We start from the raw sequence: 19,375 nt of genomic DNA, 5'->3' as shown, positions 1-19,375 counted from the left end.
TCGCGGAATGTCGGAGCATTCTGCGTCCCCAGGAACCACCTCCAATGCGACCCCCGGACGAGCGGTCAAGGCAGTGATCCCCGCCGCCGGTCTGGCCACCCGCTTCCTGCCCGCGACCAAGGCGGTTCCCAAGGAACTGCTGCCGGTGGTCGACCGCCCGGTCCTGCAATACATCATCGAGGAGGCCGCCGCCGCCGGTATCCGTGATGTCCTGCTGGTGACCGGCCGGGGCAAGACCTCCATGGTGGATCACTTCGACCGCTCGCCGTCGCTTGAGGCCCACCTGGAGAAGAAGGGCGACCAGAAGCGGCTCGAAGCGGTACGCAGGCCGAGTGAGCTGGTCGAGATCTTCACCTCCCGGCAGCACGAGCCGCTCGGGCTCGGTCACGCGGTCGGCTGCGCCGAGTCGCACGTCGGCACCGACGCGCCGTTCGCCGTGCTGCTCGGTGACGAGTTCGTCGACCTGAGCGAGCCGCTGCTGCCGGCGATGCTCGAACTCCAGGCCCGGACCAACGGGATCGTGCTCGCCTTCATGGAGGTCTCTCCGGAGGAGACCAAGCGTTACGGCATCGCCTCGGTGGCGCCGGCCGAGCCGGAGCTGACCGACATCGGTGAGGTGGTCCGGGTGACCGGGCTGGTGGAGAAGCCGGAGCCGGCCGACGCGCCGAGCAACCTCGCCGTCCTCGGTCGGTACATCCTGCCTGGCAAGATCTTCGAGGCGATCCGGCGTACCGGGCCGGGCAGCGGCGGTGAGATCCAGCTGACCGACGCGATGGCGACCCTGCTGGACGAGGGGACCCCCGTGCACGCGATCGTCTACCGAGGTACCCGGTTCGACACCGGCATGCCGCTGGGTTACCTCCAGGCGGTGGTGCAGCTCGCCTCCCAGCGTGACGACCTGGGCGCGGAGTTCCGGCAGTGGTTGGCCGACTTCGTCGGCTCCGAGCAGTTCGGCGGGCGCAATACATGACAGCCACGGCCGATGCCGAGGCGGCCGCTAACGAGCTGACGCCGCTCGCCGACTACCTGGGCAGCACGCTGCGCAGGTTGCGGGCGCTGCCTCCGCTCGACCTCGACCTGACCCAGGCGTACGGCAACGTCCTCGCCGAGGACGTGGTCGCGCCGCACGCGTACCCGGCGTTCGACCAGGCCGCGATCGACGGGTACGCGGCCCGCTGGGACGACCTGGCCGGTGCCGGACGGGGTGGATTCGCCTCGTCCGGCAGCGGTGCCTCCACCGGCCGCCGTCCCGGCGACACCCGCCCGGTACGGCTCAACGTGGTCGGTGACCTCGGCGCGGCGAGTTGGCGTCCGGTCCGGCTCACCCCGGGCTCGTGCTTCTCGGTGGCGGCCGGGTCGCCGCTGCCGGTCGCCGCCGACGTGGTCGTTCCGGTGGAGTGGACCGATCAGGGCATGGCCGCGGTGGAGATCTTCCGGGTGCCGAAACGCGGGTACGGCCTGCGTCGCGCCGGTGAGGAGTTGCAGGCCGGCACGCTGCTCGCCCGTTCCGGCGCGTACGTCTCCCCGGCGCTGGTCGCGGTCTTCGCCGCCACCGGTATCGGACACGTGGTGGTCCGGCCCAGTCCCCGGGTGGTGATCGTGGCGACCGGTGACGAACTGGTCGAGGTGGGCCGGGGCAGCCAGCCCGGTCAGGTGGTGGACACCAACTCGCACGCGTTGACCGCAGCCGCCGCCGAGGTGGGGGCGCTCGCGTACCGGGTCGGGATCTGCGACGACGATCCCGAGGGGCTGCGTGGGCTGCTGGAGGACCAGACCCTGCGGGCCGATCTGATCATCACCACCGGTGGCACCGGCACCGGACCGGGGGACATGGTGCGGCGGATCCTCTCCCGCCGGGACGGCGGCCGGGCCGGGCCGGTGGCCTTCACCGAGGTGGCCCTGTACCCCGGAAGTGCCCTCGGATTCGGTACGGTCGGTGCCGAGGAGGTTCCGGTGGTCTGTCTGCCCGGTGAACCCGGTGCCGCGTTGATCGGCTTCGAGATGCTGGCCCGCCCGGCGATCCAGCTGCTCGCTGGCGCCGAGCCGGTGTTCCGGCCGAGTGTGCGTGCCCATCTGCTGGAGACCGTCTCGTCCCCCGGTGGGCTGCGTGAGTTCCGTCCCGCGCACGTGGCCGAGCGGCGCGGCGGTGGTTACACCGTGCAGCCGTTGCGGGGGGGTCCGCACACCCTCGCCGGCCTGGCCGAGGCGAACGGCCTGCTGGTGCTCGGCGAGCGGGTGACCACGGCGGCGGCCGGCTCCACCGTGGACGTGCTGCTGCTGGACCGGCGCCGATGAGTCTGGTCGGGACACCGGGCTGGCCGGTGGCGCTCATCGACGGTCCGGTGCTGCTGCGCCCGTACAAGCGGACGGACGCGGTCGCCTGGTCCGAGGTGCGTCGCGCCAACCGGGCGTGGTTGGCCCCCTGGGAGACCGCGCCGGCCGGCGGGTGGGACGAACTCAACTCGCCGACCGCGTTCCGCTTCGTCCACCGTGACCAGCGCCGGTCGGCGCGGCGCGGCGAGAGCATGCCGTTCGCGATCTGCCTGCGTGAACACGGTCGGGAACGGCTGGTCGGGCACATCAACCTGGGCAACATCGTGCGGCGGGCGTTCTGCTCCGCGTACGTCGGCTACTGGATCGATGCGCGGGTCGCCGGGCGGGGCCTGATGCCGACCGCGTTGGCGCTCGTCGCCGACCACGCGTTCGGCCCGGGTGGGCTGCACCGGATCGAGGTCAACATCCGGCCGGAGAACGGCCCCTCGCGTCGGGTGGTGGAGAAGCTCGGTTTCCGTGAGGAGTCGTACCACCCGCGCTACATGCACATCGACGGCGCCTGGCGGGACCACATCGGGTACGCCATGACCAGCGAGGAGGTCGCGGCCGAGGGGGGCCTGCTGGCCCGCTGGCACCGGCTCCGTACCGTCTCTTCTTGATCATCTGTGACTCGACGTGATCGGCGCGGCGCGCGTTGATCCTGGTGTACCGCCCGTAACCTGAAGTAACTGGATGTGCGGTAACCGTCCGGTGGTTGTGATGGCCCTGCTGCTTCGGTGGGTCGTCCGGCCACGGTCACGGTTGCCCGACTTGGGTGACGGGAGGGGTGAGGGTGCCGGCCTCGGTGCTCCTCGCCGTCCTCGCCGCCGCCGGTCTGCTCGCCTTCGCGCCAGCGCTGGTTCGCCGGTACGACGCCACGGAGCGGCTGGTGGCGGAGCGGGCGCAGTCGACGGCGCGGGTGTTGCAGCGCCGCCGACGACGCCGCACTGTCCCGGGACGACAGCCCGTGAACCCGTCCCGTGTCCTCACGGTTACTCTGCGCGGTGAGTCGCGGGCGGACAACCCGGTCTACGGCATGCCCGACCCCGTCTCCGCCCCGCCCGCGACCGGTCGCCGGGCGAGCCGGCTGCGCGCCGTACCCCGCTCCGGGGCGCGGGCGCGTCGTCGTCCGCCGCCCCGCCGGCACACCCCGGCCGTCTACCGGCGCCGCCGGGTCTTCGCCGCACTGCTCCTGCTCAACCTGGCCGAGCTGGTCGGCGTGATCACGGTCAGCCCCGGCTTCTGGATCAGCTTCGCGGTCACCGGCACCCTGCTTGTCGCGTACGTCGTACACCTGCGCAACCGGGCCATCGTCGACCGCCGACGCCGGCGGATGCAGGCCCGGGAGGCCGCCTGGCTGGCCGCCCGGCAGGCCGAGGTACGCCGGGAGCAGGCCCGCCGCGCGGCGGCCCGCCGGGAGGCGCAGCGCCGGCTGGCCGCCCAGCGCGAGGCGGTACGGCGCGCCGCGATGGGCCTCGACCGGCCGGACGACCTGCCGGCGGCGGCCAGCGGTGGGCGGACCCGGGGTTCGGTCTCCTACCGCCGCTCGGGCGGCCTGCGCGGTCGCCCGTACGAGGCCGGTCGCGGTTCCCACTCCGCCTGAGCGGTCTTCGAGGCAACCGAGCGGTCTTCGCGCCGGCGGAGGGGGTCGGAACCGGCCGGGCCGGGCCCGGCTCGGAGCCGCCGCGCCGGGGGGCGGATTCGCCCCCCGGGTGCCGCACCTGTTAGCCTTGGCGCCGGTTCGCCGTTGAGATTCGGACGGCGGGTCGATCGTCCGGCGCGAGTCGGGCGAGGGGTTGTGGCGCAGCCTGGTAGCGCACCTCGTTCGCATCGAGGGGGTCAGGGGTTCGAATCCCCTCAACTCCACCAAGAAACAGCAGTGCAAGGGCGAGTTCTCGGATGCCGGGAACCCGCCCTTGATCGTTTTACGGTCTGATGTCCTGCTGGGTTCGGTGATCGTCAGTTGCTGAGCAGCCTCCCGTACGGCGGGTCGGGCGGCTGAGCAACTGACGATCATGGCAACGACAAGTGGCGTTCCGACGAGGAGGCGACCGAACGTGATCACCCGGGCTGATGTTGACGCGGCTGCCGTACGGATCGCCGGGCACGTCCGGCGTACTCCCGTGTTCGAGATGGATCCGGACGGACGGGGCGGACCGGGCTGGTTCAAGTGCGAGTTCATGCAGCACACCGGCACCTTCAAGGCTCGGGGCGCGGTGAACCGGCTGCTGTCGGCCCGCGAGTCCGGTGAACTCGACCCGGCGGTCGGGATCGTGGTCGCCTCCGGGGGCAACGCCGGCCTGGCGAACGCGTACGCGGCGCGGGCGTTCGGCGTACCGGCGACGGTGTTCGTGCCGCTGACCGCCCCGGCGGTGAAGGTGGCGAAGCTCAGGTCGTACGGCGCCACCGTGGTCCAGCACGGCAACGAGTACGCCGAGGCGTACGAGGCGGCACTCAGGGCGGTCGCCGAGACCGGGGCGGTCTACTGCCACGCCTACGACCAGCCGGAAATCGTCGCGGGTGCGGGCACCGCCGGCAGCGAGCTGATCGAACAGCTCGACGGAGCGGTCGACACCATCGTCGTCGCGGTCGGCGGGGGCGGGCTGATGGCCGGCATCGCCGCCGCCGCCGAGGGCGTGGCCCGGGTCGTCGGGGTCGAACCGGTCACCATCCCCACCCTGCACACCGCGCTCGCCGAGGGTGGGCCGGTCGACGTACCGGTGTCGGGGATCGCCGCGGACTCGCTCGGCGCCCGCCGGATCGGCGAGATCGCGTACGCGGTCGCCGTCCGGACCGGCGTACGCGCGGTCCTGGTCGCCGACGACGACCTGGTCGCCGCCCGACGTCAGCTCTGGGACCGGTGGCGGATCGGGGTCGAGTACGGCGCCTCCGCCGCGTACGCGGCGCTCGCCTCCGGCGCCTACCGGCCGGAGCCGGGTGAGCGGGTCGCGGTGCTGCTCTGCGGCGCCAACACCGACCCGTCCGACCTGTAGCCGCCCCGTCCGCCAGCCGATCCTGCGGGCAAGTAGCCCCGGCGGGCCCGGCTCAGCCCGTCGTTGTGCTGCCTTCGAGGAGCAGGTCGGCGACGAGTTCCGGGTCGTCGTGGGTCGGGACGTGGCCGACTCCGGGCAGCGGCACCAGCCGGGAACCGGGGAGGGCGCGGACCGCCCGACGACCCTGCCACGGCAGCAGGAGCCGGTCACGACTTCCCCAGCCGATCGTGACCGGGACGTCGGCCAGGGCCAGGGGGCCGGCGAACCGGAATTCCGTGATGGCGGCCAGGTCGGCGTCGAACCCGGGGGCCGAGGCGAAGACCCGCATCATGTGCGCGGCGTGGTGCGCCGGCAGCCGCCACGGACGCCCCATGAACTGCGCGAACAGGACCGTACGCCGCAGCCGGCTCGCCGTCACCCGCTCGGCGTCGGGCGCCAGCCGGCGGGAGATCCGCGCGCTGAACAGCAGCGACGCGCGTACGAAAACGCCCTCGGGATTGTTGTAGAAACCGGCCGGGGAGAGCAGCGTGGCGGTACGGGCCCGCCCCCGCCGGGCGAGTTCGAGCGCCACCCAGCCGCCCATCGAGTTGCCCGCCAGGTGCGCGGTGGGTAACCCGAACTGGTCGAGGAACCCCTCGACCACGTCCGCGAGCGCCCCGATCCCCGACCGTGCCCCCATGCCCGTACGCGGCGAGTCGCCGTAACCGGGCAGGTCGAGCGCGATCGTGTCGCGCGTCGGGGCGAGCCGGGGCAGGACCGGCTGCCACATGCGCCAGTCGCTGCCGATCCCGTGGATCAGCACCAGCGGTTCGCCGTCTCCCTGGCGATGATGGTTGAGGGTTACGAGCCGCTCCGTCCGTCGATGTACGTCATTGTTGGTGGCTGCGCGCGAATGATGTGGTTCGTCGTACGCCGATCGTCGGAGCCGGGGACACCGATCAGGTCTCGGGGCGGTCCGGGTGTGCGGAACGTGAAGCCGCGACCACCAAATCTCTGTCCACTTTAGTGGTGTCGGGGCATCGACAACGCTCGTATCTTCGTACCCACACCTCTGCGCGACCGGCCGGTCGGTGCGGTCCGCGCGGGTGTGCAATCCACTGGATCGCGAGGGGTGCGTACGTCATGAGATGGCGGCGGGGGCGACCGGCGCTCCTCACCATCGTCGCGCTGCCCGCGACGCTGCTCGGCCTGACCGGGAACCTCGCCACCGGCACCGTGGAGGTGCCGTCCGCGTGGAAGCCGTGGACCTGGGCGACGGTCGTCCTCCTGCTGGTCGCGGTCGCCGTGCTCGAAGGCAACCGGGCCCGTGCCGACGAGCAGACCCGACCGTTGGGGCGCCCGGTCCCACCCGACGACGCGGTGGCCAAGCTCGCCGGCGCCGTCGGGGCGGTCTGGCGGCGCGAGGAGGAGCAGCGCCAGGTCAACGACCCGTTCCCGCTCGCCGTACGGTGGCGCCTCGCCGACGAACAACTGGTCGACCACTGGTCCAACATCCACCGGGCCCCGCCCGGCACCGAGCCGGGGCCGCTGGCACTGGCCAGCCAGCTCGGCGAGATAGTCGACGTCTTCGGGCGCATCCCGTCCGGACGGCTGGTCGTCCTCGGCGCGCCCGGCTCCGGTAAGACCATCCTGACCACGCGGTTCGTGATCGGCCTGCTGCAACGATGGACGCCCACCGACCCGATTCCGATGATCTTCGGGTTGGGCTCGTGGGACCCGACGACGATGAAGTTCGGCAACTGGCTGATCCACCAGCTCATCCGGGACTATCCCGGCCTGGCCGCGCCGGTCGACACCGCCGGCCTCCCCAGCGACCGGACCTCCAGCCTCGCCGCCGCGCTGGTCGCGGAGGGCCGGATCCTGCCGGTGCTGGACGGTTTCGACGAGATCTCCGACGGGCTGCACCCGCACGCGCTGCGGGCACTCAGTTCGACCACCATGCCGCTGCTGCTCACCAGCCGTCCCGGGGAGTACGCCAACGCGGTCCGGGACAGCAACGCGTTGCGGGCCGCCGCCGCGATCGAACTGCTGCCGCTCACCTTCGACGACCTGGTCGACTATCTGCCCCGTACCACCGGCAAGACAGCCGGTGCGACCGCCGGGACCAGCACCGTCTGGTCCCCGTTCCTGCGCTGGGTCGGCGAGCACCGGACCGAGCCGCACGCGTCGACGCTCACCGACGCCCTCGACACCCCGCTGATGGTCTCCCTGGCCCGGTCGATCTACAGCCAGGTGGCTGGCCGGGACCCGGCCGAGCTGCTCGACTCGGAGCGTTTCCCCAGCCCGGAGTCGGTGCGCGAGCACCTGTTCACGGCGTTCGTCCCGGCCGTCTACCAACAGCCGGTGATCGACAGCGTCTCCGCCGACCATCGACGCGAGGACTGGAAGCTGACCGACGTCCAGCGCTGGCTGGGGCACCTCGCCGGCCACCTGAACGCGCTCGACACGCATGACCTGGCCTGGTGGCAGCTGGGCAGCACACTGCGCCGGCCGTCCCGGATCCTCGCGTACGGGCTGCTCGGCGGGGCGGCGTTCGGTGTGGTCGCCGGCATCGTCGCGGGGCTGGCGTTCGCCCTGGCCTTCGGCGTGACGGGCGGGATCGCGTTCGGGCTGGCGGTCGAGGGCCCGAAACCGTCCCGGGTCCAGCAACGCGCCCGCAGCATGCTCCGCAACGCGCTCCGTGGGATCACGTACGGGCTGGTGGCGGGAGTCGCCTTCGCGCTCGCCGGTGGTTTTGTCATCGGGCTCACGTACGGGCTGGTCGCCGGTCCGATCTTCCTGGTCGTCTTCGGCCTGACCTACGGGTTGGCGATCGAGGAGGAGCCGGATCCGTCCCGGAACCAGGTGCGCGTCCGCAGTTCGGAGCGGAACGTGCTGCGTGGTGTCCTCTTCGGCCTCTCGCACGGGCTGGCCGTCGGGGTGCTGGGCGGGCTCACCGTCGGACTCACCTTCGGGCTCGCGGTCGGCCTCTCCGTCGGCCTCGCGGTAGGGCTCGCGCTCGGCCTCGCGGGGGAGCGTCCCGAACCGTCCCGGACCCAGTTGCGCCTGCACGGCCGGGTACGGGCGGTGCTCCGGGGGCTGATCATGTGGCTGGCCGTCGGACTCGCCATCGGCCTGGTGGTGCGGTTCGTGCTCGGACTGCTCTTCACCCTGGCGTTCGGGCGGGCCGAGGGCATGCCGGCCGGGCTGCTGGTCGGTATCGCGATCGGGCTGGCGGTCCTGCTGGTCTTCGGTTTCGGCGAGTTCACCGCCCCGATCGACGTACGCACCGCGGTCAGTCCGATCCGGTTGCTCGCCGCCGACCGACGCAACACCATCCTCCAGTTGCTCATGTTCGGGCTGGTCTTCGCGTTCACCATCGGCTGGCTGGGCGGGCTCACCGTCGGCCTGCTCGGCGGGCTGCTGGGTGGCCTGCTCGGGGCTCTGCTCGGCAACGCCTGGGGCCGGTGGCTGATCCTGGCCCGGTTCTGGTTACCGCTCACCGGCCGCCTGCCCTGGCGTACGATCACGTTCTTCGAGGACGCCTACCGTCGCGGGGTCCTGCGTCAAGCCGGCGCCGTCTACCAGTTCCGTCACGGACAGATCCAGCAGCACCTGGCGGTCGGCCCCGGCGCCACGGAGAGGGAAGAGGCTGGTGGCGGCTTCGACGGCGTTGGTCCGGCCGGCCGGATCGGACGACTATGACGCGGTAGCGGCGATCTACGCCTACTACGTCACCGAAACCGTGATCACCTTCGACGAGACGTCGCCGAGCGCGGCCGACTGGCGCCGCCGGGGCGAGGCACTGCACGCGGCCGGGATGCCGTTCCTGGTGGTCGAGGTCGGTGGCGAGGTCGCCGGATTCGGGTACGCGAGCCAGTGGCGACCGAAGCCGGCGTACCGGCACTCGGCCGAGAACAGCGTCTACCTCGCGCCGGACCGCACCGGGGGCGGGCTCGGGTCACTGCTGGTCGCCGCGGTGCTGGACGGCTGCGTGGCGGCCGGCGTACGTCAGGTGGTGGCGGTGATCGCCGAGGGCGGTGACGCCTCGGTGGCGCTGCACCGCCGGTACGGCTTCGTCGAGGCGGGCAGGTTGCGGTCGGTCGGCTTCAAGCACGGGCGGTGGATCGACACCCTGCTCTACCAACTCGACCTCGGCGACCGCACCGCCTCCCCGGCCTGACGTCGGCGTTCGACGGCGCCAGGGTCAGCGGCGGGTCAGCCGGTCCCAGACGCCCGGCGGTTCGAGTCGGTCGTCGGCGCGCAACGCCGTACCGACCGCCGGTTGGCTGCCGACGGTCGCGATCGCCCGACCGTGTTCGGCGCCGGACGCGAACTGCCTCGGCATGGTCGGGATCTCGGTGCCGAGCCGTACGTCGAGGCCGGGCCAGCCGATCACGTCGAGGTTCTGTCCGGCGCGCAGCGTCGTACCGGTGTCGAGCGGTCCGCGTACGGTCGCCACCTCCCGCCCGGCCGGGACGACCGTGTGTACGCCGAGCGCCGCCGCCGCCGCCCGGACCAGCGGTGTCGTCGCCGCGAACACCGACCGCAACTGGGCCGGGGTGTCCCTGCCGGGCTGCCCGAGGATCGCGCCGACCACGAGGAACTGGGCCGAGCCGACCTTCGCCACCGAGGCGAAGGTGAAACATCCCCCGGCCTGATCGGTGGAGCCGGTCTTGACCCCGACCACGCCGTCCTGGCCGAGCAGGTGGTTGTAGTTGGTCACCGTGCCGGCCACCGGCAGGGTCGCCCTCGGCTGGGCGACGATCTCCGCGAAGGCGGGTAGGGCCATCGCCTTGCGGGTCAGGATCACCTGGTCGACGGCGGTGCTGACGGTGTCGGGTGCGAGGCCGGCCGGGTCGGTGTAGCGGGTGTTCGTCATGCCCAGACCGGTCGCCATCGCGTTCATCTTCGCGACGAACGCGGCGACGCTGCCGGCGTCCCAGGCGGCGAGGATCCGGGCCATGTTGTTCGCCGACGGCAGCAGCACCGCCTGCAACGCCTCCCGTTGGGTGAACTTCGCCCCGGCGGCGACCTGGACCAGGGACTCGCCGCGTGCCTGCTCGGCCGAGTACGCCGCCGCCTGCTCGGCGCTGACGGTGAGGCTCGGCCCCGGTTCGCCGACCCGCAGCGGATGGTCGGTCAGTACGACGTACGCGGTCATCACCTTCGCCACGCTGCCGATCGGCACCGGGGTCTGCGTACCGTGGTTGCCCAGGTCGCCGACGCCGTCGACGGCGACGGCGGCCTGCCCGGTCGACGGCCACGGCAGTTGTGGGGCGGTGCCGGGGATCCGGGTCGTGGTGGGCAGGGTTGGGTCGGCGGTCGGCCGTGACGGCTGGTGCCAGAGTGGCTGGGCGACGATCAGCGCTATCGCGACGAGGACCGGCGCCAGTACGGCGGGCCAGATGGGCCGTCGCCGACGCGGACGGGGTTGTGTGGGGGTCTGCGGGGCCGACTGGTACATGGGCGGTGTTCTTCCCAGATGTCCGGCGAACATGACCGCTGACCGGGTGCGGGTTGAGTCGTGCCGGTGTCGAGCCCCTTCCGGTGCGTGGCGCCGGGGTCGGCGACCTCGCACCGGAAGGGGGATCGTCAGGAGAGGCGGGTCGACCAGGCGGGCTGTGCCGGTGCCGACGGTCCCGTCCGGCGCTCAGCTTCCGGGCCGCGCTCGGTTTCCGGCTCGGCGGAGGGCTTGGCGTCCGGCTTGGCGGTGGGCTCCGGTGCCGCGCAGGTCGCGCCCGGCGGCGGGAGCGTACGGTCGATCAGGTAGCGGTCGATGTGACTGTTGGTGCAGGGCGTACCGGGGTGGACCCCGTGCCCCCAACCCGCGTAACCGACCAGCCGGCCGTGGCGCCCCAACTGGTCCGCCACGTTCACCGCCCACTCCCACGGGGTGACCGGGTCATGGTGCGAGTTGATCACCAGCAGCGGCAGGTCGGTGCGGACCCGGAGCCGGTGCTGCGGATTGTTCACCGCACCCTTCCAGTCGAGGCAGACACTGGTCGCCATGATCGCCGGGGCCGAGCCGCGCATGTTCGGGGCCGTCGAGCGGGCCAGCGCCATGTACCGCTGGAACTCCGACAGGCTGCCGACCGGCAGCGCCCAGTCCTGGCAGAAGACCGGCATCGGATACTCCACCAACTCGTCGGCGACCGCGTCGCCTTGCCCGGCCAGCCGCTCCCGGCCGGTCGACGACCCGTCCCGCGCGGGCGGGCTGTCGGCCATCGCGGCGAGCTGCTCGGCCAGCCCGGACCAGCGCGGGCCGTAGAACGCGTTGAGCGCCAGGCTGGACAGATCGAGCCAGCTCAGGTTCCTCCCGGACTCCGGCTCCACCAGGGTGCCGGCCTCGGCACGACGCATCAACGACGCGAAGAGCCCGGGTACGTCCCGGCCGTGCAGCGCGCAACCGCTGTCCTGCTCACACCAGGCCACGAACTGTGTGAACGAGTTCTCCGCGCCGACCGACTCGGTACGGACGAACGCCCCGATGCCGAGGCTGTGGTCCATGGTGCTGTTCAGCACCAGCGCGCGCACCCGGTCCGGGTAGCGCTCGGCGTACATCTGGCCCATCAGGGTGCCGTACGAGACACCGAAGTAGCTGATCTGCCGGGCGCCGAGCGCGGCCCGGATCGCGTCCATGTCGTGCGCCACGCTCACCGAGTCGACGTGGTCGAAGAGCGGGCCGGTGTGCGCTCGGCAGTTGTCGTACAGCCGATGGTTGTGCGCGACCAGCTCGCGGTACTCGTGCTGGTCGGACGGGACGAAGAAGGGCTGTGCGGCGAGCAGCGTCGCCGAGCATCGGATCGGGTTGCTGCGGCCGACACCACGCGGGTCGAAGCCGACGAGGTCGAACCGCGACCGGACCGCCGGGCTGCCGTACCGCTCGTACCTGTCGATCACCGCCTGGACTCCGGAGCCGCCCGGCCCACCGGGGTTGATCAGCAGCGGGCCGATCCGGGTGGCCGCCGGCCCGGTGGCGGCCCGTTTCGCGATCGCCAACGGGAACGTGGCGCCGCGCGGGCGGGACCAGTCGACCGGGACGGCCAGGGTGGCGCAGCGCAGATCTACCTGGTCCGGCTGCTCCGGGCAGGGCTGCCAGTTGACCGCCGGGGGACGCCAGCCGTTCACGGCGGTGTCTGCCCCGGCCTCCGCCGCCCCGCCGGCCACCGCCCCGGCGGGCGCGGCGAGACCGAGTACGAGCACCAGTGCGGCCGTCACACCGACGGCGGTACGGATCGTTCTTCGCATTCGCGATAACTCCAATCGATGGGTGTGCCGCCAGTCGAGCACGGCTCGAAGCCCGGTTTGAAGAGCGCTCACCGCACGTCAGGGGGATCTCCGGGATGTCACCCATGAAGCGGTCCGGCGGTTGACCCCAGGGGTCGACCGTCTTCTCCGGTACGGTTCGGGCGGAACCGGAACGACGTCCACGAAGGTGGGTGCGACTGCGGTGAACTCGTACGCGGTGCTGTTGCGCGGCATCAACGTCGGGCGTAACAACCGGATCGCGATGGCCGACCTGCGCGCCCTGCTGACCGGACTCGGGTACGACGACGTCGCCACCCTGCTACAGAGCGGCAACGCGGTGTTCCGTACCGGCGGTGGTGACCCGGCCGCGCTCGCCATCGAGATCGAGCGGGCGATCAAGGCCGACCTCGGGCTCAGCATCCCGTGTCTGGTCCGCGACCGCGCCGACCTGGACCGGATCGTGGCCGACAACCCGCTCGCGGAGCGGACCGACGAACCGTCGAAACTGCTGGTCTGTTTCCTCGCCGAGCGCCCCGACCCGAGCAGGCTGGCTGCGATCGACTTCACCGCGTACGCGCCCGAGGAGTGCGGGGTCGGCGAGCGCGAGCTCTACGTCTGGTATCCGGGCGGGCAGCAGAACGCGAAACTGACCTACGCGTTCTTCGAGAAACGGCTCGGTGGTGTCGCCACCGCCCGCAACTGGAACACGGTCACCAAACTGCTCGCGATGATGGACTGACCGCCCCGGTCACGGGTTGCGGCGCAGCAGGTAGGTGTCCATGATCCAGCCCTTGCGTCGGCGCAGGTCCTGGCGGAGCCGCTCGATCTCGTCGACCACCTCGTCGAGCCGGCCGGCGACGAGCGCCTCGTCCTCCGTACCGAGGTACGCGCCCCAGTAGATGTCGATCTCCTGGTCCCGGTACGCCTTACAGGTCAGGTTCGCGTCGAGCATCACCACGACGTCGTCCACCCCGGACGGCAGCCCTTCGGCGAGCCGCCGCCCGGTCGTGATCTGCACCGCGCCCGCGACCCGGTTCAGCGTCACCCGGTGCCGGGCGGCGAGCGCCTGCACACTGCTGATCCCCGGGATCACGTCGTATTCGATCGCCAGTGCGCCACGGGCGGCGATGGTGTCGAGCACCCGGACGGTGCCGTCGTAGAGCGACGGGTCGCCCCAGACCAGGAAACCGCCGAGACCGTCGTCGCCAAGCTCGGCCGCGATGACCTGTTCGAGCAGCTCGGCGCGTTCGTCGCGCCAGTTCCGTACCGCCTCGGGGTAGTCGGCGGCGACGCGGTCCCGGGGCGGGTCCGCGACCAGCACCTCCCGGTAGCGTCCCGGTCCGATGAAGCGGTCACAGAGCTGTCGCCGGGCCACCGTCAGATCCGCCGCCGCCTGGCCCTTGTCCAGGACGAAGAAGATGTCGACCGCGTTGAGCGCGTCGACCGCTTCGACGGTGAGTTGGCCCGGGTCACCGGCCCCGATCCCGATCACCAACAGTTTCCGCATCACCGCGCTCCTCAATCCGACTATCCGTTTGTGCGGTGCGCGTCCACCTCGGCTTGCACCTGCTCATCCGTCAGAGGCACGCACGTTCCCGGTTCGTTGTCGAACAACGTCATCGACGTGCCCAGCCGCTGGCCTTCTCCACGGCCGAATACCACGAAACTCAGCACCGACCCGTCCGGCATCGCGGCTGGCGTGATGGTCATGCGCAGATCTCCATTGGCGTCCAGGCCCCCGGAAAGGACCTGATCGCTGCGTAGAGCCTGCACGCCGGGGCCGGCCAACCGGTAGCAGCCGATGTTCTTGCTGGTGGCGGGGATCTGCACGAACTGGACCTTCGACCGCACTCCGGCAGAAGTCAGTATCTCAGTCAGCTTCTCCGGATCGGAGAGTTCCCGGACGGCTACGGTGACGGTCTGGTTCTTGTTGGTGTCAACGGACCAGGCGGCAAGATGCACATGGACATCCGGGGTGTCCCCGCCGGGTGCGCCGACCGTGAGCGCGACGGCCAGCGACGCCACGGCCACCACGCCGAGGGTCATGAATGCGGACAAGGAGTTGCGGCGTCGGCGCAGTGACCGACCACGAGCGATGACGTGCTCGACCGGGTCGGGCAGGTGGACGTCGCTGAAGGACTCACGTACACGAGTGGAGAGCTCATCCATTGATCTGCCTTCCGTTCTTTGAGAGGGAGGTGAGCTGCGCGCGAAGCGTGGCGGTCGCACGGGCGAGATGGGCGGTCACCGTGCCGGGCGCGATGCCGAGCGTCTTCGCCGTGGTCTCGGTGTCAAGGTCGAGAAAGATCCGGAGTGCGATGACCTGACGTTGTCTGGTCGGCAGGTCCCGTAGCGCCGCCAACACCGAGTCGTCAAAGGCGAAATCCGACGCGCTGACCGGCTCTTCCAGCCCATCCCACGACACCTCCCGCCGCCGACGACGCCACCACGACGTACGGGTGTTCAGCGCGGTACGCACCACCCACGCGTGCGGCGCCGGATGCCGAGCGACGGTTCGCCACGATGCCCATGCCTTGGCGAACGCTTCCGCCACGAGCTCTTCGGCCAAGTGACGATCACCGGTGCTCGCGAGCACCGCCCGTAGGCAATCGTCCTTGGCTTGCACGTAGAACTCCGTGAACTCCATTGTTTGTAGCGCCACACCCCTCTAACGTCTGAGCCACGCCATCCACTTACTGTCGCCGGTCCCGGATTCCGTACATCGCGGGCCTGACGCACATCCCGCCTGGATCGCCGGCCAGGGACGGAGACGAGGCCCCGGCTCCTGCCGATCCGGGGAGACGTGGCCGGACCACGATCGTGGTCGCCGGACGGGCGGCGCGTTGTCGTACAGGCGGGGCGGGAGGTGCAGCTTCTCGACGCCGGCAGTGGGGCCCTGCTCGCGACGCTGCCCCTGGTGGATGCGTTCTGGGTTACGAACGACCGACTGATGTACACGATCACCGGGCCGAATCGGCGGGCTGCGGTCGAGATCGACCTCAACGGCAACGAGGTACGTCAACTGCCGCTGCCGGTCGAGCTGGACCGGCGACTCCTTTTCGTCGGACCCCGCTGACGCTGACGGGTAGGCGACACACCGCGAGTCGCAACCAGTGGCACGGGCTGGATTCCTGGTCGTGGAGCTGGCCGATCCGTCAGGCGGCCGGGGGGAAGATCGCCTCGATCAGGTGCGGGCCGGGTTCGGCGATCGCCCGGGAGAACTGCTCGGCCAGCTCCTCGGCGGTGGTCGCCCGGCTGCCCGGCACCCCGAAACCCTCGGCGATGCTGACGTAGTCGATGGTCGGGTCACCGAGGTCGAAGAGTCGGTTGGAGTGTGCGTCGACCCCGTCGGCGACCAGGTGCTTCCACTCCTCGCGCAGGACGGCGTACGAGCGGTTGTTCAGGATGACGTTGGTGATGTTGAGCCTTTCCCGGGCCTGGGTCCAGAGCGCGGAGATGGTGTAGACCGCACAACCGTCGCCCTCCAGGGCCACCACCGGTCGGTCCGGTGCGGCGATCGCGGCGCCGATCGCCATCGGCATGCCCTCGCCCATCGCGCCGCCGAGCTGCACCAGCATGTCGTGTCGGGGTGAGCCGGCGGTGGCCGCCGCGAGCGGGGCCCGGGAACTCAACGTCTCCTCGACCACGATCGCCCGTTCCGGCAGCAGCGCGCCGATCACCTGGGCCCAGTTCGTCGCGGTGAGCGCCCCGGTGGGCAGCGCCGGCCGGGCCGCTGTCGACAGCTCGGGTTCGCTGTTCGGGTCGAGCAGGTCGGCGAGCGCGGTCAGCGCGGCGACCGCGTCCTGCCCGACCTCGGCCAGGATCTGGGTCTTCGCCTCCGGCGGCACCAGGCAGCTCGGTTGGTCCGGGTAGGCGAAGAAGGCCACCGGTGCCTTCCCGCCCGCGACGATCACCTGCCGTACCCCGTCGAGCTGGGCCGCCACCTGCTCCGGGTAGGGCGCCAGTTGCTCGAAGGCGGGCACGCCCGCGCCGTGTTCGAGGCGCGGGACGTACATCTCCAGCATCACCTTGACCCCGGTGCTGGCGGCGATCCGGCTGGCGGCGCGCAGCCCCGGCTCCCGTCCCGCCGGCCCGCCGATGATCAGGACGGCTGGTTCGCCGCCGCGCAGGATCGTGCAGACGCGTTGGATCACCGCCGGGTCGACCGGTGGCACCGGTCGGGCGGGCATCGGCTCGGCGACGGTTCCGCCCTCGCCCCAGGAGACGTCCGCCGGCATGACCAGGGTCGCGATCTGGCCGGGTGGTTCAAGTGCCTCGGCGTACGAGGAGGCGCCGTCCTGGCCGGCGCCGGTCGGGTTCTCCGGCCGGCGTACGGGGCCGCGCAGCGTGCCGGCGACGGCGGCGATGTCCGACTCCAACGGGGGGTCCTGTGCCTTGTGCCGGGTCGGGTGGTCGCCGACGATGTTGACTAGTGGCGAGTTGGCCCGGCGGGTGTTGTGCAGGTTCGCCATGCCGTGCCCGAGTCCGGGGCCGAGGTGCAGCAGGGTGGCGGCCGGCTTGCCGGCCATCCGGGCGTAGCCGTCGGCGGCGCCGGTGACGACCCCTTCGAAGAGACCGAGCACGGGCCGTACCTGCGGGACCGCTTCGAGCGCTCGGACCAGGTGCAGTTCGGTCGTGCCGGGGTTGACGAAGCAGACCTCCACACCGGATCCGGCGAGCGTACGCATCAGCGCTTCCGCTCCGTTCATGCCTCGACACTATCGACGGCGTGCCTGGTCGGAGTGGTTTCGTGCGGACCGGTCGCGTACACCGTGCGTTCCGGTCCGGGTCACGCTCGATTGATCATGGATTCGGCTCGGTTTCGTAGCGTCCCGACCATGACTGTCCTTCCCGCAGCATCACCGCTGGGCCGCGCCACGGCGGGGCCGCTCGCCCCGCGTACCCGGGCTGTTGCCGTGGCCGCCGCGCTCGCCGTCGCCGGCGGCGCCGCGGCGGTGGCCGTCGCCACCTCGTCGCCCGCCGCCGCCGAACCCGGCAACGTGGTCGTCTCGGAGGACTTCTCCGCCGGGACCGTCCCCGCCGGCTGGAACGCGGTCGACGGTGCCTGGAAGGTCGAGAACGGTCGGCTCTACGGGACCTCCGCCAGCTCCAGCGAGAACAACAAGATCACGTTCGGGAAGCACCTCAACGACTTCCGGATCGAGGCGAACATGCGCTTCGAGACGGTCTCCGCCGCGACCCGCTGGGCCTCGCTCGGCCTCGACGTCCCCGCCAGCGGCGCCACCCCGTGGTGGATCGCCACCATGCGCAGCGGCACCACCGCCGCCAACGGCCTCGAATTCGCCCAGCGGACCACCGCCAACACCTGGGTCGTGCCGAACACCGCCTCCGCGCCGTACGCCGCCGGCACCGGCCGCGACATCCGGGTCGCCGTCGAGGTGCACGGCAACCAGGCCCGCTGGATCTTCGACGGGCGGGAGGCGATGCGGACCAACAACCTCCAGCGCTCCACCGACGGCGGCCAGGCGCTCTTCGTCAACGGCGCCACCGTCTCGTACGACAACGTCACCGTCACCGAGCTGCCGCCGAACGGCTACATCCGCCCCGAGGGCAGCCCCTTCACCGTGATCGCCCACCGGGGCGCCTCCGCCGCCGCGCCGGAGAACACCCTGGTCTCCCAGGAGATCGCACGTAAGGGCGGCGCCGACTGGATCGAGAACGACGTCCAGCCGAGCAAGGACGGCGTGCCGTTCATCCTGCACGACGGCACCGTCGACCGGACCACCGACGGAACCGGCAACATCCGCGACCTGACCGCCGAGCAGATCAAGGCGCTCGACGCCGGCTCCTGGTTCGGCCCGCAGTACGTCGGCGAGCGGGTGCCGACCCTCGCCGAGCAGCTCGCCGACCTGCGTACCCGGGGTGGCAGCCTGCTGCTGGAGATCAAGGGCAAGCACACCAGGGACGAGGTCGCCACGATCATCCAGGTGATCCGCGACGAGCAGATGATGAGCCGGGTCTTCGTCCAGAGCTTCGAGGTCGACGCCCTCCAGTACACCTACGAACTCGCCCCCGAGCTGCCGCTCGGCCTGCTCCGCAGCAGCCTCGACGCCGACCCGGTCGCGATCTCCAAGCAGCTGCACCTGACCGCGTACAACCCGGACGGCAACGCGCTGCTCGCCAAGCCGGAGGTCGTCGCCCCGCTGCACGCCGCCGGGGTCGCCGTGATGGCGTGGACGATGGACTCGGCCAGCCTCTGGCAGCGGCTGGAGCGGATCGGTACGGACGCGATCATCACCAACCGCACCGCCGAACTGGTCGGCTGGAACTCGGCCTTCATGCAGCGCTCCTCCGGTGACCCGACCGTGGAGATCACCTCGCCGGCCGACGGGGCCCGCCTCGACCGGGCGCAGTCCCCGGTGATCGCGGTCGCCGCGACCAACGCCGACACCGTCACTGTCACCGTGGACGGCAAGAAGTCCGCCGCCGGTCGCAAGCTCGACCTGGTCAAGCTCACCGCCGGCAAGCACACCGTCAGCACCCAGGTGACCGGCCCCGAGGGAACCGCGACCGCGACCAGCACCTTCACCGTCACGGTGAGCCAGGCCGGCCTCGGTTACGTCATCCTGACCTCCGGTGCCGACCCGGCCGCGATCAGCACGATGACCGCCAAGCTCGTCGACACCAGGTACGCCGAGTTGGCCAGCTACGTCGACCGGCAGGCCGGCAAGCTGATCCCGGCTGACGTCGCCAGCGTCATCGCCGCCGACGCCCGGACGCTCGCGCTGAAGTAACCGCCGTACGTCATCGCACTGTGGAATCCCCGCCGGCATCTTCCCGACGGCGGGGATTCCTGTTCGCCCGTACCGTCAGCATTT

At 71.4% G+C, this 19,375-nt stretch carries 17 protein-coding genes and 1 tRNA gene; 11 read left to right on the top strand and 7 right to left on the bottom strand.

Going from position 1 to position 19,375, the window contains the following annotated elements:
- Nucleotides 1-7: 7 nt before the first annotated feature.
- The 6 genes from BDK92_RS15010 to BDK92_RS14985 all read left to right on the top strand — a co-directional run bounded on the left by BDK92_RS15010 (nucleotide 8) and on the right by BDK92_RS14985 (nucleotide 5,306).
- Nucleotides 8-970 (top strand): UTP--glucose-1-phosphate uridylyltransferase, encoded by a 963-nt coding sequence (locus tag BDK92_RS15010; RefSeq protein ID WP_121157282.1) that lies wholly within the window; start codon nucleotides 8-10, stop codon nucleotides 968-970.
- A complete protein-coding gene (locus tag BDK92_RS15005; RefSeq protein WP_121157281.1) occupies nucleotides 967-2,295 on the top strand; it encodes a molybdopterin molybdotransferase MoeA in 1,329 nt (442 codons plus the stop codon). Before BDK92_RS15010 ends, BDK92_RS15005 begins: the two co-directional genes overlap by 4 nt.
- Nucleotides 2,292-2,933: a GNAT family N-acetyltransferase gene (locus BDK92_RS15000; protein WP_121157280.1), complete on the top strand. Its 642-nt coding sequence runs from the start codon at nucleotides 2,292-2,294 to the stop codon at nucleotides 2,931-2,933. The genes BDK92_RS15005 and BDK92_RS15000 overlap by 4 nt, the downstream gene beginning before the upstream one ends.
- 167 nt (nucleotides 2,934-3,100) lie before the next feature.
- Nucleotides 3,101-3,916, top strand: coding sequence for a divisome protein SepX/GlpR (gene sepX / locus BDK92_RS14995; RefSeq protein WP_211349239.1), 816 nt, complete (start codon nucleotides 3,101-3,103; stop codon nucleotides 3,914-3,916).
- 189 nt (nucleotides 3,917-4,105) lie between these two features.
- Nucleotides 4,106-4,182: transfer RNA gene (locus tag BDK92_RS14990), tRNA-Ala, on the top strand.
- 188 nt (nucleotides 4,183-4,370) lie between these two features.
- Nucleotides 4,371-5,306, top strand: coding sequence for a threonine/serine dehydratase (locus BDK92_RS14985; RefSeq protein ID WP_121157278.1), 936 nt, complete (start codon nucleotides 4,371-4,373; stop codon nucleotides 5,304-5,306).
- A gap of 52 nt (nucleotides 5,307-5,358) precedes the next feature.
- On the opposite strand, the gene BDK92_RS14980 is transcribed toward BDK92_RS14985, so the two are convergent.
- Nucleotides 5,359-6,108 carry an alpha/beta fold hydrolase gene (locus tag BDK92_RS14980; protein ID WP_211349237.1) on the bottom strand — a complete coding sequence of 250 codons (750 nt, stop codon included), beginning with the start codon at nucleotides 6,106-6,108 and terminating at the stop codon, nucleotides 5,359-5,361.
- Between the two features lie 320 nt (nucleotides 6,109-6,428).
- Between BDK92_RS14980 and BDK92_RS14975 the strand changes: the two genes are divergently transcribed.
- Both BDK92_RS14975 and BDK92_RS14970 read left to right on the top strand, forming a co-directional pair.
- The gene (locus BDK92_RS14975) at nucleotides 6,429-8,990 is read left to right on the top strand and encodes an NACHT domain-containing protein (protein WP_121157277.1); all 2,562 of its coding nucleotides are present in this window, start codon (nucleotides 6,429-6,431) and stop codon (nucleotides 8,988-8,990) included.
- Complete coding sequence (locus BDK92_RS14970; protein ID WP_121157276.1) at nucleotides 8,941-9,468, top strand: GNAT family N-acetyltransferase; 528 nt, start codon at nucleotides 8,941-8,943, stop codon at nucleotides 9,466-9,468. The genes BDK92_RS14975 and BDK92_RS14970 overlap by 50 nt, the downstream gene beginning before the upstream one ends.
- A gap of 24 nt (nucleotides 9,469-9,492) precedes the next feature.
- Here the strand turns inward: BDK92_RS14970 and BDK92_RS14965 are convergent, their stop codons facing one another.
- Together BDK92_RS14965 and BDK92_RS14960 are read right to left on the bottom strand one after the other, a co-directional pair.
- Nucleotides 9,493-10,752: a D-alanyl-D-alanine carboxypeptidase family protein gene (locus BDK92_RS14965; protein ID WP_170208590.1), complete on the bottom strand. Its 1,260-nt coding sequence runs from the start codon at nucleotides 10,750-10,752 to the stop codon at nucleotides 9,493-9,495.
- Between the two features lie 128 nt (nucleotides 10,753-10,880).
- On the bottom strand, nucleotides 10,881-12,536 hold the full coding sequence (locus tag BDK92_RS14960; protein ID WP_121157274.1) for an alpha/beta fold hydrolase: 1,656 nt from the start codon (nucleotides 12,534-12,536) through the stop codon (nucleotides 10,881-10,883).
- Nucleotides 12,537-12,738: 202 nt separating this feature from the next.
- Between BDK92_RS14960 and BDK92_RS14955 the strand changes: the two genes are divergently transcribed.
- Nucleotides 12,739-13,275 (top strand): DUF1697 domain-containing protein, encoded by a 537-nt coding sequence (locus tag BDK92_RS14955; RefSeq protein WP_121157273.1) that lies wholly within the window; start codon nucleotides 12,739-12,741, stop codon nucleotides 13,273-13,275.
- 9 nt (nucleotides 13,276-13,284) lie between these two features.
- On the opposite strand, the gene cobF is transcribed toward BDK92_RS14955, so the two are convergent.
- The 3 genes from cobF to BDK92_RS14940 are packed head-to-tail and all read right to left on the bottom strand — an operon-like array spanning nucleotide 13,285 to nucleotide 15,183.
- On the bottom strand, nucleotides 13,285-14,043 hold the full coding sequence (gene cobF / locus BDK92_RS14950) for a precorrin-6A synthase (deacetylating) (protein WP_121157272.1): 759 nt from the start codon (nucleotides 14,041-14,043) through the stop codon (nucleotides 13,285-13,287).
- A gap of 20 nt (nucleotides 14,044-14,063) precedes the next feature.
- On the bottom strand, nucleotides 14,064-14,705 hold the full coding sequence (locus tag BDK92_RS14945; protein ID WP_121157271.1) for a hypothetical protein: 642 nt from the start codon (nucleotides 14,703-14,705) through the stop codon (nucleotides 14,064-14,066).
- A complete protein-coding gene (locus BDK92_RS14940; RefSeq protein ID WP_121157270.1) occupies nucleotides 14,698-15,183 on the bottom strand; it encodes a sigma-70 family RNA polymerase sigma factor in 486 nt (161 codons plus the stop codon). Before BDK92_RS14940 ends, BDK92_RS14945 begins: the two co-directional genes overlap by 8 nt.
- A 156-nt stretch (nucleotides 15,184-15,339) precedes the next feature.
- Between BDK92_RS14940 and BDK92_RS14935 the strand changes: the two genes are divergently transcribed.
- Nucleotides 15,340-15,612, top strand: coding sequence for a TolB-like translocation protein (locus tag BDK92_RS14935; RefSeq protein WP_147457012.1), 273 nt, complete (start codon nucleotides 15,340-15,342; stop codon nucleotides 15,610-15,612).
- A gap of 79 nt (nucleotides 15,613-15,691) precedes the next feature.
- Here the strand turns inward: BDK92_RS14935 and BDK92_RS14930 are convergent, their stop codons facing one another.
- Nucleotides 15,692-17,245, bottom strand: a complete 1,554-nt coding sequence (locus tag BDK92_RS14930) for an acetolactate synthase large subunit (protein WP_121157268.1) — start codon at nucleotides 17,243-17,245, stop codon at nucleotides 15,692-15,694.
- A gap of 129 nt (nucleotides 17,246-17,374) precedes the next feature.
- Here BDK92_RS14930 and BDK92_RS14925 point away from each other — a divergent pair, with 129 nt between their 5' ends.
- Complete coding sequence (locus BDK92_RS14925) at nucleotides 17,375-19,291, top strand: glycerophosphodiester phosphodiesterase (RefSeq protein ID WP_121157267.1); 1,917 nt, start codon at nucleotides 17,375-17,377, stop codon at nucleotides 19,289-19,291.
- Nucleotides 19,292-19,375 lie beyond the last annotated feature (84 nt).

Source organism: Micromonospora pisi, from assembly GCF_003633685.1.
GTDB lineage: Bacteria > Actinomycetota > Actinomycetes > Mycobacteriales > Micromonosporaceae > Micromonospora_G > Micromonospora_G pisi.
This window is presented reverse-complemented; position numbering and strand designations above follow the sequence as displayed.

Bases quoted from the DNA above. Each gene is read 5' to 3' on its own strand.
- BDK92_RS14930 (WP_121157268.1), bottom strand. From the start codon at position 17,245: ATGAACGGAGCGGAAGCGCTGATGCGTACGCTCGCCGGATCCGGTGTG.
- BDK92_RS14925 (WP_121157267.1), top strand. From the start codon at position 17,375: ATGACTGTCCTTCCCGCAGCATCACCGCTGGGCCGCGCCACGGCGGGG.
- BDK92_RS14960 (WP_121157274.1), bottom strand. From the start codon at position 12,536: ATGCGAAGAACGATCCGTACCGCCGTCGGTGTGACGGCCGCACTGGTG.
- BDK92_RS15000 (WP_121157280.1), top strand. From the start codon at position 2,292: ATGAGTCTGGTCGGGACACCGGGCTGGCCGGTGGCGCTCATCGACGGT.
- BDK92_RS14975 (WP_121157277.1), top strand. From the start codon at position 6,429: ATGAGATGGCGGCGGGGGCGACCGGCGCTCCTCACCATCGTCGCGCTG.
- cobF (WP_121157272.1), bottom strand. From the start codon at position 14,043: ATGCGGAAACTGTTGGTGATCGGGATCGGGGCCGGTGACCCGGGCCAA.
- BDK92_RS15005 (WP_121157281.1), top strand. From the start codon at position 967: ATGACAGCCACGGCCGATGCCGAGGCGGCCGCTAACGAGCTGACGCCG.
- BDK92_RS14940 (WP_121157270.1), bottom strand. From the start codon at position 15,183: ATGGAGTTCACGGAGTTCTACGTGCAAGCCAAGGACGATTGCCTACGG.
- BDK92_RS14965 (WP_170208590.1), bottom strand. From the start codon at position 10,752: ATGTACCAGTCGGCCCCGCAGACCCCCACACAACCCCGTCCGCGTCGG.
- BDK92_RS14945 (WP_121157271.1), bottom strand. From the start codon at position 14,705: ATGGATGAGCTCTCCACTCGTGTACGTGAGTCCTTCAGCGACGTCCAC.
- BDK92_RS15010 (WP_121157282.1), top strand. From the start codon at position 8: ATGTCGGAGCATTCTGCGTCCCCAGGAACCACCTCCAATGCGACCCCC.